The sequence below is a fragment of the Aquabacterium sp. A3 genome (genome assembly GCF_038069945.1).
Taxonomy (GTDB): Bacteria; Pseudomonadota; Gammaproteobacteria; order Burkholderiales; family Burkholderiaceae_C; genus Aquabacterium.
In genome coordinates this window covers 638,857-653,870 of record NZ_JBBPEV010000001.1, presented here as the reverse complement: position 1 = coordinate 653,870, position 15,014 = coordinate 638,857, and the positions used below count along the sequence as shown (strand labels likewise).

The window sequence follows — 15,014 nt, the reverse complement described above, 5'->3', positions numbered from 1 at the left end:
TCGTTTTCCTGCGACGGGGGTGGGGGTGTGGGCATGACGCCGCTCCAGCACGGCTGGCACGCCGGGTGGTACTGGCAGACCGATGCAGCCCACCGGCTGACCGAACTGCGACCCGGGGCCGATCTGCCTGATTGGCTGACGGTGGACTGGGATGCCTTGGCGGCTCAACTCGACGGCGGGCTGATGCTGTGGCAGATGTGGGCGGCGGCAGACACCAGCGCGCGCCTGAGGTACCACCTTCAGCACCAGCAGGCCTGGGCCGACGCCTTGGCCTTGCCGTGGCCTGATGCCATGCCCGCCTGGCGCGTGGCCGATGGCGTTGTGGATGCCCGGTGCCATGTGCGTGCCCACGTCCGGTTGGACGAGCAAGCTCGTTTCGCAGGCTTTCAGGGTGTTTTGGTGCCGCAATGTGCGGCATGGGGTGGCGCTGAGGTGGCGGGCGCCCACGATGGTGAGTCATCTGACACCCTTCAGCTTCGCCTGGCCGAACAGGAGGCCTTGCGCTATGCACTGTCTCACGATCTGCGCGCGCCTTTGCGGGTGATCGACGGATTTGCACGCATCGTCAAGGAAGACTACGCATCGTCGCTGGGCAAGCTCGGCGCCGATCACCTGGATCGGGTGCTGGCCGCCGCCGCCCGGATGAACGGCATGATCGATGCGGTGCTGGCCCAGGCGCAATTGTCTGGCGAAGCCTTGTCTCGCAGCGATGTCGATCTCTCGGCCATGGCGCATGACATCCTGGCCGACTTGCTGGCGGTTCGGGCGCCCGATGCGCCGTCCGTGCAGGTGGTGGTGGCCGAGGGCATGTTGGCGTCGGCCGACGAGCCCCTGCTGCGGCGCGTGCTGGAGAATTTGCTGGGCAATGCCTTGAAGTACAGCGGCAAGGTGAGCGCACCCCGCGTGGAGATGGGGTGCATGCCCGCGACCAACCCGGCCGTGTACTTCGTGCGCGACAACGGGGCAGGCTTTGACATGCAGCACGCCGACAAGCTGTTCGGCATGTTTCAAAGACTGCACAGTGCCAAGGAGTTTCCGGGCTCTGGGGTGGGTCTGGCGGGTGTGCAGGCGATCGTCAGGCGCCATGGCGGCCGCATCTGGGCGGAGGCCGCACCTGGACAGGGCGCGTGCTTTTACTTCACCCTCATGGGCAGCCGTGCGCCGCAAGGCCCGCGTTGAACCTGGGCGGGCTTGAGCTCAAGGCGTCAGAGCGGGCCCAGACCAGCCAGCACTTCCTGGGCTGTGAGGATGCGTTCACTGACCGTCAACACCGTGGCGCCCGATTGCGCAGCCTGTTGCTCCAGGCGAGCCATGGCGTCGTGGCGGTTGAGTGAGTGGCGGTGCATGACGATCCCCAGGGCAATGGCGATGGTCTGCCCCTCTGGCGCCACGGCGATGTCCGCATCGGTACCAGGCTTTGGGGCAGCGGGCGGGGTGTCCGCCGGCGCCGTCACGGTGGCTGCAGCACGGGCGGCCTGGGCCTGTGCCAGTGCTTGTGGCCGGTTCGCGAATGCCGACTCGACCGCCGGCACGATCTGCTGGATGTCCAGCGGCTTGACCAGGTAGGTGAGCGCGCCCAGTTCCTTGACCTGATTGACCGTGGCCTCATCGGAGAACGCCGAGAGGAACATGAACGGGATCTGGCAGTACTCGCGCAGATAGGCGGCCACGTCGAAGCCGCTTTTGCCTTCCATGCGGATGTCCAGCAAGGCCAGCTCCGGCTTGTGCTGGCGCGCCAGCAAGATGGCGTCGTCGCCGTTGTCGGCGTCAATCACCTCGTAGCCCGCTTCGGCCAGGCCGTGCGTGAGCGTGGCAAGCACCAGCCGGTCATCATCGACGACCAGTATCTTGCCTTTGTGATGCGCGTCCTGGCTCACGTTGATCGGGGCTCCGGGGCTGAGGGTGGACAAATCCAAAAGACCTTATTGTGGCCAAAGAGCGATCTGATGACCAGTGGGTTCCCCCGTCGAGGGGGGAGGCGGTGCCAGATGAATGCCCGGTGGCGTGAGCGCCACACGCGCGCGCACCTGACCGATTTCATTGCTCAGGGTGAGTTTGGCGCTGCGCCGGGGCAGCAAGGCGCGCACCAGACCCAGGCCTGACACGCCGCCGCGCACGCGCTCCAGGCTGAATCCCTCAGGCAGGCTGCCTGGGTTGTCGATCAGGATGTCCACGCCCGCCTCGCTCGAGTGCAGGGCGCACACCAGCGCCTGGCTGCCCGGACCATGTTTGTGTGCGTTGGTCAGCAATTCATTGAGGCACAAGGCGATGGGGATCGACTCGGCCTCTGGCAGCAGCCATTCGCTGGCGTGGGGGCCATCCACCTGCAGTCTGATGGTGCGGCCAAAGGTGCGCTGGACCGACTGCGCAATCGCATCGATCACCGCCTGGAGCTTGAGCGGGCCGCCTGCGCCCACTTGCAAGCCATACACCTGTGCAATGGCCTGTACCTGCCCCACCACTTCGGAGATGGCTGGGGCCACCTCGGGCTTGCGTGAGGCAATCTGCTGCAGCAGGCCTGCCACGCCCTGAAGGTTGTTCTTGATGCGGTGGTGCACTTCACGCACCAGCATCTCGCGCTGGGTGATCGCCGCTTCCAGTCTGGCCTGTTCGGCCGCGCGCAAGTCGGTGATGTCGGAGGCCACCACCAGCACCTGGTCACTTCCCTGCGATTCCCGTGAGAGGGGCAGGTAGGTCACGTCCCAGATGCGCTGGCCGTGAGGCTGGCTGAGGCTGTATTCGCGGTGCAGGCTTTGCCCCGCATCCAGGCAGGCCCGCAGGTCCGACTCGGTCAGGCGGGCACGCTCGGGCGGGTACAGGGCGGCGGGCGTCAGACCCAGGGCATGGCCTGCATCCTTGCCCATGTACATGGTGGCCGCCTGGTTGGCCTGCAGCAAGGTCAGGTCGTGGGCGTCGAGCACCTGGATGGCCATGGGGGCCGTTTCAATGATGCGCTGCAAGGTGGCCTGGGCTTCTGCCGACTGTGCCTCGGCCTGGCGCCGGCGGTCGATGTCCAGCAAGGCGTAGGTGGTGTGGCGCTGGTTGGATTCATCCAGCGTCACCACGGCGTTGCCCACCACCCAGAACACGCGCCCGTCACGCCCCACCACCTGGCACTCGAAGGTGTGGGACTGACCGTCTTCCAGCTCGTCAAGGTAGTCGGTCAGGCGGAACGGGTGGTCCAGGTCGGGCGGGGCCACTGTGCTCAGGGGCTGGCCCAGGAAATCGGCCAGATCGCCCCCGAACATCCGTCGGGCAGAGCGGTTCATCCACGCGATGCCGTGGGCGTCGAGCGTGACGATGCCCACGAAGACCGAATCCAGGATGGCGCGCGTGCGATCAGCCTGCAGGGTCAGGTTGTGTTCCGCGCGGTGGCGCGCATCCACGTTGACGAACGAGGCGATCAGACCGTCTTCAGGGCGCCCGGGCTGCACCAGTCGCAACGCCACTTCGGCCCACAGACCTTGTCCGCCACGGGCATGGCGCAGGGCGCGCTCGCCCTGCCAGTGACCCAGGCTGCGCAACACGCTCATGACATCCGCGTCCAGCTTGGGGTCCATGTCGCTGGCGTAGAGGCTGAGCAGGGGGCGGCCCGTCAGGTCAGCACCGTCTTCGCCCAGCAACTGAGACAACGCGGGGTTGGCGCTCTGGATCAGACCATCCTTGACGAACGCGATGCCCACCCCGGAGAGTGAAAACATCAAGTCGCGGTCTCGGCCCAGGGATTCCAGCTGTGCCTGTTGCGAGCGGATACCCGTGATGTCGGACAGGACCACGATGATTTCATCGCGGCCTTGAACCACACCGATGCGTCGAACCGACAGCGCATACCAACGCGTGGGCAGGGCCGGGATGACGATTTCCAGCTCGCTTTCAAACTGCCCGCTGTGTTGCAATTCCTGGGCGGTCTCGGCCACCACGCGGTCAATCCGCGGGTCGGCTGCCAGCAGGGCGTCGAGGCTCTGTCCGGCCATGGTGCCGGGCGTGAGGCCCAACATGCGCTCGAATCGTCGGTTGCAGCGCACGAGGGTGTTGCCATGTAGGTAGGCGATGCCCGAGGGCGTGCTCTCCAAAATGGTGCTCAATTCGTGCAACAGCTGGGCCTGATCGGGCACAGCGGCCGCATCGGCGTCTGAGCTGATGCCAATGCCCGGCGACGCCGTGCCGTCATGGTCGTCGTCGAGCACGCTGTCGCGGATCGCACACAGAAACCGTCGTGGATGATCGGCCTGCGTTTGCGCCTGTGCCCAGACCTGGCTGCGCAACAGCGCGGGACGCCCTTGCATTCGCGCCTGCGTCACCTGTGCCTGCAAGGGGGCGTCTTCGGGTCCGTGGGCCAACAAGGTCAGGGGCGCGTCCCATCCGCACAGGCGCTGCAGCGCTTGCGGGCTGTCCGACAGGTTGCTGCCCGCCGGCGTGGCGTATCCCAGCAGCGCACTGAGGGCCGAATTGCCACGCAGCACGCGGCCGTGTTCGTTGAATTCCAGCAGCGCCAGGGGCACCAGGTCAAACCAGGTGTCGTCCATGGGGCCGGCTTGGGCGGACGGGTGGCTTGCCATGGTTCATCAGGCCGGGGTCTGTACAGACACGCCAGGCATCTTGTCGGAGTAATCCTTGGGCAGTTGCGACAGGCGTGCGGCCACCTGCCGGGCCATGGCCTTGTACAGGCCAGCCACGGCGCCGTCCGGGTCGGCCACGAGGGTGGGCGTGCCGCTGTCGGCCTGCAGGCGGATGTTCAGGTCCAGCGGCAGGGCGCCCAGCAGGGGCACGCCGCATTCTTCGGCCATGCGCTTGCCGCCATCCTGGCCAAAGATGTGGGCTTCGTGCCCGCAGTTGGGGCAGCAGTACACCGCCATGTTTTCGACGATGCCCAGCACCGGCACCGACACCTTCTCGAACATCTTGAGGCCCTTGCGGGCGTCCAGCAGGGCGATGTCTTGCGGGGTGGTCACGATCACAGCGGCCGTCAGCGGGGCGCGCTGGCTGATGCTCAGATGCACGTCGCCGGTGCCGGGCGGCAGATCGACCACCAAATAATCCAGGGGCTCGCCGCCTTCTTCCGGCGTCTGCCCCCAGTTGGTCAGGCGCAGCAACTGGTCAAAGGCCTGGCTGGCCATGGGGCCACGCCAGATGGTGGCCTTGTCTTCGTCCACCAGCAGGCCCATGGACATGGCCTGCAGCCCATGGCTGACGGGCGGGGTGATGGTCTTGCCGTCCGGGCTGTCAGGTTTGCCGCTGAGCTGCAGCATCTTGGGCTGGCTGGGGCCGTAGATGTCGGCGTCCAGCATGCCCACGCGGGCGCCTTCGGCCGCCAGGGCCAGGGCCAGGTTCACGGCGGTGGTGCTTTTGCCCACCCCGCCTTTGCCCGAGGCCACGGCCACCAGGTTTTTCACGCCCGGCAGCAGGGCCTGGCCACGCGAGGCGGCATGACGCTGGACCTGGGTGGACCAGTTCACCGTCACTTCGCGCACGCCGTCCAGACCCTGCACGGCCTGGCGCACCAGCTCGGTGTAGGCCGGCCACTGTGAACGGGCGGGGTAGCCCAGGGTGATGTCCAGGTGCAGGTGACCATCCTGCAGGTGCACGCGCTTGAGTTGCCGCCCACTCACCCAGTCCTGGCCGGTGAGGGGATCGGGGAGGGTGCGCAGGGCGTCCTGCACGGCGGCGTCAAAGGGGGTGGAGCTCATCTCGGACTACAGCGGGTCGAATCCAACAAAAAAGACAGGCCGGCAAGGCCAAGTCGTTCAGTCTAGCCCGGAAGACGCTCACCCCCTAAAATCCCGCACTCGTTCACCGGTTCCACCCCACCATGCCCCGTCAGCTCTTCGTCACCACCGCGCTGCCCTACGCCAATGGCCATTTCCACATCGGCCACATCATGGAGTACATCCAGGCCGACATCTGGGTGCGTTTCCAGCGCATGCAGGGCAACCAGGTGCATTTCGTGGGGGCAGACGACGCCCACGGCGCGCCCATCATGATCGCCGCCCAGAAGGTGGGCAAGACGCCGCAGCAGTTCGTGGCGGACATCGCCGCAGGCCGCAAGCCGTATCTGGACGGCTTTCACATCAGCTTCGATCACTGGTCGAGCACCGACAGCCCCGAGAACCACGAGCTGGCGCAGAGCATCTACCTGGCGTTGAAAGACCAGGGCCTGATCGATGTGCGGCCCATCGAGCAGTTCTTCGACCCTGAGAAGGGCATGTTCCTGGCCGACCGCTTCATCAAGGGTGAGTGCCCCAAGTGCGGTGCCAAGGACCAGTATGGTGACTCGTGCGAGGTGTGCGGTGCGGTCTACGCGCCCACCGAGCTGAAGAGCCCGTATTCGGCCCTGTCGGGTGCCACACCGGTGCTCAAGACCTCGGACCACTACTTCTTCAAGCTGTCCGACCCGCGCTGCCTGAGCTTTCTGGAGCAATGGACGCAAGACGGCAAGCTGCAGCCGGCCGTCAGCAAGAAGATCAAGGAATGGTTCACCAAGGACGAGAACGGCGAAGGGGGCCTGGGCGACTGGGACATCAGCCGCGATGCGCCTTACTTCGGCATCGAGATCCCCGGTGCGCCTGGCAAGTACTTTTACGTGTGGCTGGACGCGCCCATCGGTTACCTGGCCTCGCTGAAGAGCTACTTTTCGGCCGGCGGCCCGCTGGCCAGGTATGGCGAAACCCGCTCGTTCGATGAGTTCATGGCCGACCCTTCCGTGGAGCAGATCCACTTCATCGGCAAGGACATCACCTACTTCCACACCTTGTTCTGGCCCGCGATGCTGAAGTTCAGCGGCCGCAAGCTGCCGAACCAGGTGAACGTGCACGGCTTCATGACCGTGAACAACGGCGAGAAGATGTCCAAGAGCCGGGGCACGGGGCTGGACCCACTCAAGTACCTGAGCCTGGGCATGAACCCCGAATGGCTGCGCTACTACATCGCGGCCAAGCTGAACGCCAACGTCGAAGACATCGACTTCAACAAGGACGACTTCATGGCCCGGGTCAACTCTGACCTGGTGGGCAAGTTCGTCAACATCGCCAGCCGTGCGGCAGGCTTCCTGGCCAAGCGTTTTGAAGGTCGCACCACGGCCGCCATCGCCGATGAAGGGCAGCAACTGCTGGCCACCCTGCAGGCCGGCCGCGCCAACATCGTCGAGCTGTACGAAACCCGTGAGCTGGGCAAGGTGCTGCGCGAGATCATGCTGCTGGCCGACCGCGTGAACGAGTACGTCGATGCCAACAAGCCGTGGGAGCTGGCCAAGCAAGAGGGCATGGATGCCCGCCTGCAAGAGGTGTGCACGGTGTGCATCGAGGCCTTCCGCCTGCTGAGCATTTACCTCAAGCCGGTGCTGCCGGCCGTGGCGGCCAACGTGGAGGCCTTCCTGAAGGTGGAGCCCCTGACCTTTGCCAGCGCGGAGCGCCTGCTGGGCGAGCACACCATCGGCACCTACCAGCACCTGATGCAGCGTGTGGATGTGAAGATGCTGGACGCCCTGTTCGAGCCGCCGCCCGCCCCAGTCGCGGAGGCCCCGAAGCCCGGCGGCGAGGACATCGCTGAAACCATCACCATCGACGACTTCGTCAAGGTGGACCTGCGCATCGCGAAGATCGTCAACGCCGAGCACGTGGAGGGCAGCACCAAGCTGCTGCGCCTGACGCTCGACGTGGGTGAAGGCCGCACGCGCAACGTCTTCAGCGGCATCAAGGAGGCCTACCAGCCCGAGCAGCTGATCGGCAAGCTGACGGTGTTGGTGGCTAACCTGGCACCGCGCAAGATGAAGTTTGGTGTCAGCGAGGGCATGGTGCTGGCGGCCTCACATGCGGACGAGAAAGCCAACCCGGGCGTCTATGTGCTGGAGCCCTTCCCGGGCGCCGAGCCGGGCATGCGCATTCGCTGACGTCGGTCGCCAGCAACATCGGGCGTGACGCCTTGACCTGCGCATGCCCTTGCGGTGCAATGCTTCGGCATGGACCAGCCTGAGCCACCTTCCAGAGCGTCTGTTTACCACCGCTCGTCAGCCACCTTCAGATCGTGGTGGGCTCAACTGCCTCTGGCTCCTTTTCGGCCTCGCTTGCTGGATGCCTGGCAGGGCTACGACCGGCATCGGTTTTTGAAAGACTGTGGTGCCGGGCTCACCGTGGGCATCGTGGCCTTGCCGCTGGCCATGGCCTTTGCCATCGCCTCGGGCGTGCCCCCTGAATCGGGCTTGTTCACCGCGATCATCGCGGGCTTCCTGATCGCGCTGTTGGGGGGCTCGCACGTTCAGATCGGCGGTCCGGCCGGGGCCTTCATCGTCATCGTGTATGGCATTGTCGAGCGCTATGGCCTGGCCAATCTGCTGATTTCGACCATCCTGGCCGGCGGATTGTTGTTCCTGATGGGCTGGCTGCGCCTGGGGGGGCTGGTGCGTTACATCCCGGTCAGCATCGTGATCGGGTTCACGAATGGCATTGCGGTGCTGATCGCACTCTCGCAGTTGAAAGACCTGCTGGGCCTGAGCCCGGAGCGCATGCCGGCCGATTTTGTCGGCCAGATCCAGACACTGGCCGCTCACATGCACCAGCTGGATGTGTTGTCGCTGTTGATGGGCCTGGCCACCCTGGCGCTGGTGACCGTCTGGCCCCGCATGGTGGGGCGCGATGGCGTGGCGCCGCCCGCCTGGCATGCCTCGCGGGTGTTCAGGGCGGTCTCCCACCTGCCCGGGCCCATCGTGGCGCTGGTGCTCTTCAGTGTGGTCACGGCCCTTTTGGCGCTGCCCGTGGCCACCATCGGGTCGCGCTTTGGTGGCATCCCCCAGGGCTTGCCCAGTTTCGCCTGGCCCGCCTTCACCTGGGATGGCGTTCGTCAGCTGTTCATTCCCACCATCACGATCGCCATGCTGGGCGCCATCGAGTCGCTGCTGTGCGCCCGGGTGGCCGACAACCTGAGCACCTTGCCGCGCCACAACCCCAATCAGGAATTGATGGCCCAGGGCGTGGCCAACATGGTCACGCCGTTTTTTGGCGGCATCCCCGCCACCGGCACCATCGCGCGCACCGTCACCAATGTGCGGGCGGGGGCCACGTCACCCGTGGCGGGCATGGTGCATGCGGCCGTGCTGCTTTTGATCGTGCTGGTTGCTGCGCCCTTGGCGGTGCACGTGCCCTTGCCAGTGCTGGCGGGCATTTTGTTGTCCGTGGCCTGGAACATGGGCGAATGGAAGGCCTTCGCCCACCTGAAGCAATACCACTACACCTACCGCACCATCCTGGTGGGCACCTTCTTGCTCACCGTCATCTTTGACCTGACGGTGGCGGTCGAGGTGGGGCTGGTGCTGGCGTGCGTGTTCTTCATCTACCGCATGAGCACGCTGTTTCGCATCGAGCGCGACGAGTTGGCACCCGGTGTGCTGTTGTGCCGGCTGTACGGCTCGCTGTTCTTCGGCGCCGTGGGCAAGGTGGAAGACCTGCCCGAACAGCTGCCGCCCGGCGTGCGCGTGCTGGTGCTGGAGGCCTCACGCCTGATCTCGATGGACACCTCGGGGCTGGATGCCCTGGTGCAGTTGCAGCGCACCCTGGCCCGCCAAGGGGTGCGGCTGGTGCTGTGTGGGCTCAACGAGCAGCCCGCCAGCCTGCTGCAGCGCAGCGGGCGGGTGGCCGATACCTTTGGTGTCGATAATGTGATGAGCGATCTGTCTGCCGTGCAGCAGGCCGTGGCCTCAACCGTTGTGTCGCCTCAGGCAACACCGCCGGTCACACCGCCAGCAACACCGTGAACACGGCCAGGGCCAGGCGGGTGGCCTCAGCGCTGCGTGCCAGGGCCGTGAGGGTCTCGGGCTGTGTGGGTTCTGACGCTGCCATGCGTTGAGCCAAGGCCTCCGCTTGCGCCGCCAGGTCATGGGCCCAGGGCTGGGCGCTTTCCGTGTGGGCCACCGCCGCGATGGCACGGTTGGCGTCACGCCAGGACAGGACAGTGTCTGGTGCGACCGGGCCTGATGGCGAGGCCAGCGCACTCATGGCGCGGGTGTAGCGCCCCAGGGCCGACTCCAGCGCGATGGGCCAGGGCGTGGGCGGGGTGTCAGGTGGTGAAGCTGGCGCTACTGGCCTGTCAGGCATGGGCAGCACCTGGCGCGCCAACCGGTCGCCACGGTGGGCCTTGGTCTGGGTGTCCAGCCACAGGCCAAAGCGCGCCACCCAGGCGTCGGCCGCGAGGATGACCGCCTGGGGGGCGCCGCTCAGCAGTTCGATTTCCAGCTCGCAGACGGCTTCGCAACGCTGCTGCGGCCCCTCGCCAGCCAAGATGGCGCCTTCGTCCAGCGCCAGCTCCACCATGCCTTCATGCGGGGTGCCTTCGGCCACCGTCAGTCGGGCGCGGGTGCGGCGCATGTCGGTGCGGTACAGCGCCATCAGGCCGCTGTGATGCCCTGGCGGGTCGCGCTCAGGCTGCCAGCCCAGTGCCTGCATCAACACCTGCCGGGCGGCCTCGTGGTGACGGCTCAGGTCGGGCTGCAAGGCCTCACCGTCCGCTGAGCCATGGGCTGAACTGGCGGGCGGTGTGGCAGGCTGGTTGTCCTCCACCCGCACCATGGTGTTGAGCCCGGCACTTTTGAAGGTCTGCACCCACTCGTCGTCCTCCCGGCGCACGCGCAGGGCCGCGCGGGCCTGGGCCAACCGCCGGTCGGGGGTGTCGAAGTAGGCCGCTTGCAGGATCTGAGGCCGGGCGATGTCGGCCCCCAGTCGTGCCAGCTCAGCGCGCACGGTGTCCAGTTGGGCCGCGGGCAGGCCGAATTTCAGTTCGATTTCGTGCATGGCCTGCATTGTCTCGCCCCATCGGGCCTGGAAAGCGCCCGAGTCTCGTAAAATGGCGGGCTGAACACATTCCCCACGCGAGCCACCATGCCCCTGTTCTGGAAGCCCTACAAGTCTGACGTGACCCAGTTCATCGACAGCCTCAAGCAGCGCGACCCGCAGCTCGAAGACCGCCAACGCCAGGGCCGCGCCCTGCTGTGGGACAAGGCCCCTCAGGACACCGATGCCCAGCGCGCCGCGCGCGAGGCCCGCGTGCCTCAACAGCCGTACGTCTACCAGACCAAGGCCTGAGGCGGCCTGGTCGCCAGGCAGGGGCCCCTGAGGTGTCCGAGACCCTGACCCCGCTGGACGACCAGGGCGTGCCCGAGGTGGTCGACCACATCGCCGTGGCCCGGCTCTACGGCGAGCCCCTGTTCGACCTGCCCACCGACCTCTACATCCCGCCCGATGCGCTGGAGGTCTTCCTCGAAACCTTCGAGGGCCCGTTGGATCTGTTGCTCTACCTGATCCGCAAGCAGAACTTCAACATCCTGGACATCCCGCTGGCCGATGTCACGCGCCAGTACCTGGCCTATGTGGACCAGATCCGCAAGCGCAATCTGGAGCTGGCCTCGGAGTACCTGCTGATGGCGGCCATGCTCATCGAGATCAAGTCTCGGATGCTGCTGCCGCCCAAGAAAACCGACGACGGCGAAGAGGCCGAAGACCCCCGTGCCGAGCTGGTGCGCCGGCTGATCGAGTACGAGCAGATGAAGTTGGCCGCCGCCGGCCTGGATCAGTTGCCTTTGCTGGGCCGGGATTTTCTGCGCGTACAGGCTTACAGCGACCCCTCGCTGAATGTGCAGTTGCCCGAGGTGACCCTGGTGGACCTGAAAGAGGCCTGGATGGGCATCTTGCAGCGCGCGCGCCTGCACAAGCACCACACCATCAGCCGCGAAGAGCTCTCGGTGCGAGAGCACATGAGCATGGTGCTCAAGACCCTGCAAGGGCGCCGATTCGTGGAGTTCGAGGCCCTGTTCGAGCCCAGCCGGGGCCCGCAGGTGCTGGTGGTCACCTTCATCGCCATGCTGGAGCTGGCGCGTGAGCACCTGATCGAGATCACCCAGGCCGAGGCCTTCGCGCCCATCTATGTGCGCCTGGCCTACCAGCCTGTGTGAGGCTCACGACCCCGATGGTGTCAGCCTGATCACCCGCCCGTCATCGGCGGCGTCGGTCAACACGTACAGCAGGCCGTCCGGGCCCTGACGCACATCGCGCACGCGGCCCAGCTCACCTTCGTACAGCGCTTCACGCCCCGTCACGCGGTCGCCATCCAGGGTCATGCGCCACAGGGCCGCACCCCGCAAAGCCCCCACGAACAGGCTGCCTTGCCAGCCCGGGTAACGGTTGCCGGTGTAGAACGCCATGCCGCTGGGCGCCATTGACAGCGGCACCCAGGTGGTGATGGGCTCGATGAAGCCCGGGCCGTGCTGGCCGTCGCCCACCTGGCAACCCTTGCCAGGCAGCGAGCCATACGGGCAGCCGTAGCTGTGCAACGGCCAGCCGAAGTTGCCGCCGGCCGTGACGATGTTGAGCTCATCTCCCCCTTGCGGGCCGTGCTCGGCCACCCACAGCGCGCCGGTTTGAGGGTTCAGCGCCGCGGCCTGGATGTTGCGGTGTCCCAGGCTCCAGATACCGGGCAGGGCGGCTTGCCCATTCCAGCTCGGGTTGCCCGGCGCGGGCGAGCCGTCGCGCTGGATGCGGATCACCTTGCCCAGGTGGGCGCCCAGGTTCTGAGCGAAGCGGGTGTCGGGCGAGCGTGGGTTGTCTTGTTGGCGATCGCCCAGCCCGATGAACAGGGTGTTGTCGGGGCCCAGCACGATGCGCGAACCAAAATGGTTGCCGTGATCCACCTTGGGCTGCTGACGGAAGATCACCTGAACGTCTTGCAGTTGTGTGCCCACCAGGCGCCCCCGGGCCACGGCCGTGCCCGCCAGACCGGCTTCGCGGCCGGTGCCTGGCTCGGCGTAGCTCCAGTACACCCAGGGTTGGTCGCCACTGTCGGCCACCACGTCCAGCAAGCCGCCCTGGCTTTGGGCCCAGACCGGGGGCACCCCACGCACAGGTTGGCGCTGCTGCCCATCGGCTGACAAGCGCCACAGTTGCCCACCGCGCTCGGTCACCAGCATCTCGCCGTTGTCCAGAATCGCCAGGCCCCAGGGGTGTTTCAGGCCCTGCGCCAGGGTCTCAGCGCTGGGCCGCGCGGTGGTTTGCACCGTGGGCACCGGCGTGGGCGCGGCGCTGGCGCTGTCGGCGGGATTCACGGCCTGGCCACCCTCGCAGGCGCTCAGCAACATCGTGGCCGCGATCAGCGATGCCAAGGTGACGCGGGGTGGCTGGGGCAAGGTTCCCAGGCGCCGGACAGTGTGCATGTCGAGTCTCCTGTTCATCCGAGGGTGTGGCCTAGAATCGGGCTCATCAATGGTTGAGCCGTGGCAACGCGGCACAGTACAGCATGAATCCAGCATCCGCGTCTGCCCGCAAGCCCATGACCCTGCACCGCCTTCGGGAGATGCACGCCCAGGGCGAGAAGATCACCATGCTGACCGCCTACGACGCCATGTTCGCCCGTCTGGTGGACGATGCTGGCGTGGACACCATCCTGGTGGGCGACTCGCTGGGCATGATCGTGCAAGGCCATGGCAGCACCGTGCCCGTGAGCCTGGACGACATGGCCTACCACACCCGCTGTGTGGCCCGTGGCAACCGCACGGCCTGGATCATCGGTGATCTGCCCTTCGGCAGCTACCAGGAAGGCCGCGAACAGGCCCTGCGCAGCAGCGTGGCCCTGATGCAGGCTGGCGCCCACATGGTCAAGCTGGAAGGGGGTGGCTGGACCGCCGATACCGTGCACTTCCTGACCGAGCGCGGCATTCCGGTGTGTGCCCACCTGGGGCTGACCCCGCAGAGCGTGCATGCCCTGGGTGGCTACCGCATCCAAGGCCGCGACGAGGCCGGTGCGGCCACCTTGCGCCGCCACGCGCGAGAGCTGGCCCAGGCCGGTGCCGCCATGATGGTGCTGGAGCTGATGCCTTCGGCCGTGGCCCGCGAGGTGCAGGCCGACAACCCCGGCATGATGACCATCGGCATTGGCGCTGGTGCCGGCACGGCAGGCCAGGTGCTGGTGCTGCACGACATGCTGAACGTGACGCGCGGCAAGCTGCCTCGCTTTGTGCGCAACTTCATGGCCGACGGTGGCAGCGTGGAAGACGCGGTGCGCCGTTATGTGGCCGCCGTCAAGGACGGTTCGTTCCCTGACGAAGCCGTGCACGGTTACTGAGTTGTTTCGCCTTGGATGCTTGAGCCTGCGATGAAGACTGTTCACACCCTGGCCGATCTGCGTGCCTTGTTGACTGCCGCGCCTTCGGCCCCTGTGTTTGTGCCCACCATGGGCAACCTGCACGAGGGCCATCTGGACTTGATCCGGCAGGCCCGGGCCATCTCGGACTCTGCCGCGATCCAGGGCAGCCCGGTGGTGGCCAGCATCTTCGTCAACCGGCTGCAGTTCGGCCCGAACGAAGACTTTGACCGCTATCCCCGCACGCTGGCGCGCGATGCCGAGCTGCTGGCCGGGGCGGGCTGCGACATCCTGTTTGCACCCGATGAGGCCGAGCTGTACCCCGAGCCTCAGGGCTACAAGGTGGTGCCTCCTCCTGAGCTGGCCGACATCCTGGAAGGTGCGTTCCGCCCGGGCTTCTTCACCGGCGTGTGCACCGTGGTACACAAGCTGTTCAACATCGTGCAGCCGCGTGCGGCCGTGTTTGGCAAGAAGGACTACCAACAGCTCATGGTGATCCGCAACATGGTGCGCCAGATGGGCTTGCCCATCGACATCGTGGGTGGCGAGACCATGCGCTCCGCCGAAGGCCTGGCCCTGTCATCCCGCAATGGCTACCTCAGCGATGCCGAGCGCGCCGAAGCGCTCACGCTGATCCGCCTGCTGCGTGGGGTGCAGACCGAGCTGCGCGCCAGCGAGCGCCTGACGCCCGAGTTGCTGCAGCGCTGCGAAGAGTCGGCGATGGCCGAGCTGCGCCAGCGCGGCTGGGCCCCGGATTACGTGATGGTGCGTCGCCAGAAAGACCTGCACCATGCCACCGCCGATGAGCTGGCGGTCGGGCTGGCCAGCACGCCCTTGGTGACCCTGGTGGCGGCCAAACTGGGTGCCACGCGACTGATCGACAACCTCGAGGTGTGAGCTGC

The 15,014-nt window shown here is 66.5% G+C and carries 12 protein-coding genes; 7 read left to right on the top strand and 5 right to left on the bottom strand.

Annotated features, from left to right (window positions below; genetic code table 11):
• Positions 1 to 33 precede the first annotated feature (33 nt).
• Positions 34 to 1,179, top strand: a complete 1,146-nt coding sequence (locus WNB94_RS02845; protein WP_341388254.1) for a sensor histidine kinase — start codon at positions 34 to 36, stop codon at positions 1,177 to 1,179.
• A gap of 26 nt (positions 1,180 to 1,205) precedes the next feature.
• Here the strand turns inward: WNB94_RS02845 and WNB94_RS02840 are convergent, their stop codons facing one another.
• The 3 genes from WNB94_RS02840 to apbC are packed head-to-tail and all read right to left on the bottom strand — an operon-like array spanning position 1,206 to position 5,687.
• Positions 1,206 to 1,910 (bottom strand): response regulator, encoded by a 705-nt coding sequence (locus tag WNB94_RS02840; RefSeq protein WP_341388253.1) that lies wholly within the window; start codon positions 1,908 to 1,910, stop codon positions 1,206 to 1,208.
• A 12-nt stretch (positions 1,911 to 1,922) separates the two neighbouring features.
• Complete coding sequence (locus tag WNB94_RS02835) at positions 1,923 to 4,526, bottom strand: PAS domain S-box protein (protein ID WP_341388251.1); 2,604 nt, start codon at positions 4,524 to 4,526, stop codon at positions 1,923 to 1,925.
• A gap of 39 nt (positions 4,527 to 4,565) precedes the next feature.
• Entirely contained in the window at positions 4,566 to 5,687 is a 1,122-nt protein-coding gene (apbC, locus tag WNB94_RS02830; protein ID WP_341388249.1) for an iron-sulfur cluster carrier protein ApbC, read from the bottom strand.
• A gap of 122 nt (positions 5,688 to 5,809) precedes the next feature.
• Between apbC and metG the strand changes: the two genes are divergently transcribed.
• Entirely contained in the window at positions 5,810 to 7,885 is a 2,076-nt protein-coding gene (metG, locus tag WNB94_RS02825; protein WP_341388247.1) for a methionine--tRNA ligase, read from the top strand.
• A 69-nt stretch (positions 7,886 to 7,954) separates the two neighbouring features.
• Positions 7,955 to 9,742, top strand: a complete 1,788-nt coding sequence (locus WNB94_RS02820; protein WP_341388246.1) for a SulP family inorganic anion transporter — start codon at positions 7,955 to 7,957, stop codon at positions 9,740 to 9,742.
• On the opposite strand, the gene WNB94_RS02815 is transcribed toward WNB94_RS02820, so the two are convergent.
• On the bottom strand, positions 9,720 to 10,775 hold the full coding sequence (locus tag WNB94_RS02815; RefSeq protein ID WP_341388245.1) for a CYTH domain-containing protein: 1,056 nt from the start codon (positions 10,773 to 10,775) through the stop codon (positions 9,720 to 9,722). The genes WNB94_RS02820 and WNB94_RS02815 overlap by 23 nt on opposite strands.
• An 87-nt stretch (positions 10,776 to 10,862) precedes the next feature.
• Between WNB94_RS02815 and WNB94_RS02810 the strand changes: the two genes are divergently transcribed.
• Together WNB94_RS02810 and WNB94_RS02805 are read left to right on the top strand one after the other, a co-directional pair.
• The gene (locus WNB94_RS02810) at positions 10,863 to 11,066 is read left to right on the top strand and encodes a DUF3460 family protein (RefSeq protein WP_341388244.1); all 204 of its coding nucleotides are present in this window, start codon (positions 10,863 to 10,865) and stop codon (positions 11,064 to 11,066) included.
• Positions 11,067 to 11,098: 32 nt separating this feature from the next.
• Positions 11,099 to 11,932: a segregation and condensation protein A gene (locus WNB94_RS02805; RefSeq protein ID WP_341388243.1), complete on the top strand. Its 834-nt coding sequence runs from the start codon at positions 11,099 to 11,101 to the stop codon at positions 11,930 to 11,932.
• Positions 11,933 to 11,935: 3 nt separating this feature from the next.
• Here the strand turns inward: WNB94_RS02805 and WNB94_RS02800 are convergent, their stop codons facing one another.
• On the bottom strand, positions 11,936 to 13,186 hold the full coding sequence (locus tag WNB94_RS02800) for a PQQ-dependent sugar dehydrogenase (protein ID WP_341388242.1): 1,251 nt from the start codon (positions 13,184 to 13,186) through the stop codon (positions 11,936 to 11,938).
• A gap of 83 nt (positions 13,187 to 13,269) precedes the next feature.
• Between WNB94_RS02800 and panB the strand changes: the two genes are divergently transcribed.
• Both panB and panC read left to right on the top strand, forming a co-directional pair.
• A complete protein-coding gene (gene panB, locus WNB94_RS02795) occupies positions 13,270 to 14,094 on the top strand; it encodes a 3-methyl-2-oxobutanoate hydroxymethyltransferase (protein ID WP_341388241.1) in 825 nt (274 codons plus the stop codon).
• A gap of 30 nt (positions 14,095 to 14,124) precedes the next feature.
• On the top strand, positions 14,125 to 15,009 hold the full coding sequence (gene panC / locus WNB94_RS02790; RefSeq protein ID WP_341388240.1) for a pantoate--beta-alanine ligase: 885 nt from the start codon (positions 14,125 to 14,127) through the stop codon (positions 15,007 to 15,009).
• The last annotated feature ends 5 nt before the right edge of the window (positions 15,010 to 15,014 follow it).

Bases quoted from the DNA above. Each gene is read 5' to 3' on its own strand.
- WNB94_RS02845 (WP_341388254.1), top strand. From the start codon at position 34: ATGACGCCGCTCCAGCACGGCTGGCACGCCGGGTGGTACTGGCAGACC.
- WNB94_RS02835 (WP_341388251.1), bottom strand. From the start codon at position 4,526: ATGGACGACACCTGGTTTGACCTGGTGCCCCTGGCGCTGCTGGAATTC.
- apbC (WP_341388249.1), bottom strand. From the start codon at position 5,687: ATGAGCTCCACCCCCTTTGACGCCGCCGTGCAGGACGCCCTGCGCACC.
- metG (WP_341388247.1), top strand. From the start codon at position 5,810: ATGCCCCGTCAGCTCTTCGTCACCACCGCGCTGCCCTACGCCAATGGC.
- WNB94_RS02820 (WP_341388246.1), top strand. From the start codon at position 7,955: ATGGACCAGCCTGAGCCACCTTCCAGAGCGTCTGTTTACCACCGCTCG.
- WNB94_RS02815 (WP_341388245.1), bottom strand. From the start codon at position 10,775: ATGCACGAAATCGAACTGAAATTCGGCCTGCCCGCGGCCCAACTGGAC.
- WNB94_RS02810 (WP_341388244.1), top strand. From the start codon at position 10,863: ATGCCCCTGTTCTGGAAGCCCTACAAGTCTGACGTGACCCAGTTCATC.
- WNB94_RS02800 (WP_341388242.1), bottom strand. From the start codon at position 13,186: ATGCACACTGTCCGGCGCCTGGGAACCTTGCCCCAGCCACCCCGCGTC.
- panB (WP_341388241.1), top strand. From the start codon at position 13,270: ATGAATCCAGCATCCGCGTCTGCCCGCAAGCCCATGACCCTGCACCGC.
- panC (WP_341388240.1), top strand. From the start codon at position 14,125: ATGAAGACTGTTCACACCCTGGCCGATCTGCGTGCCTTGTTGACTGCC.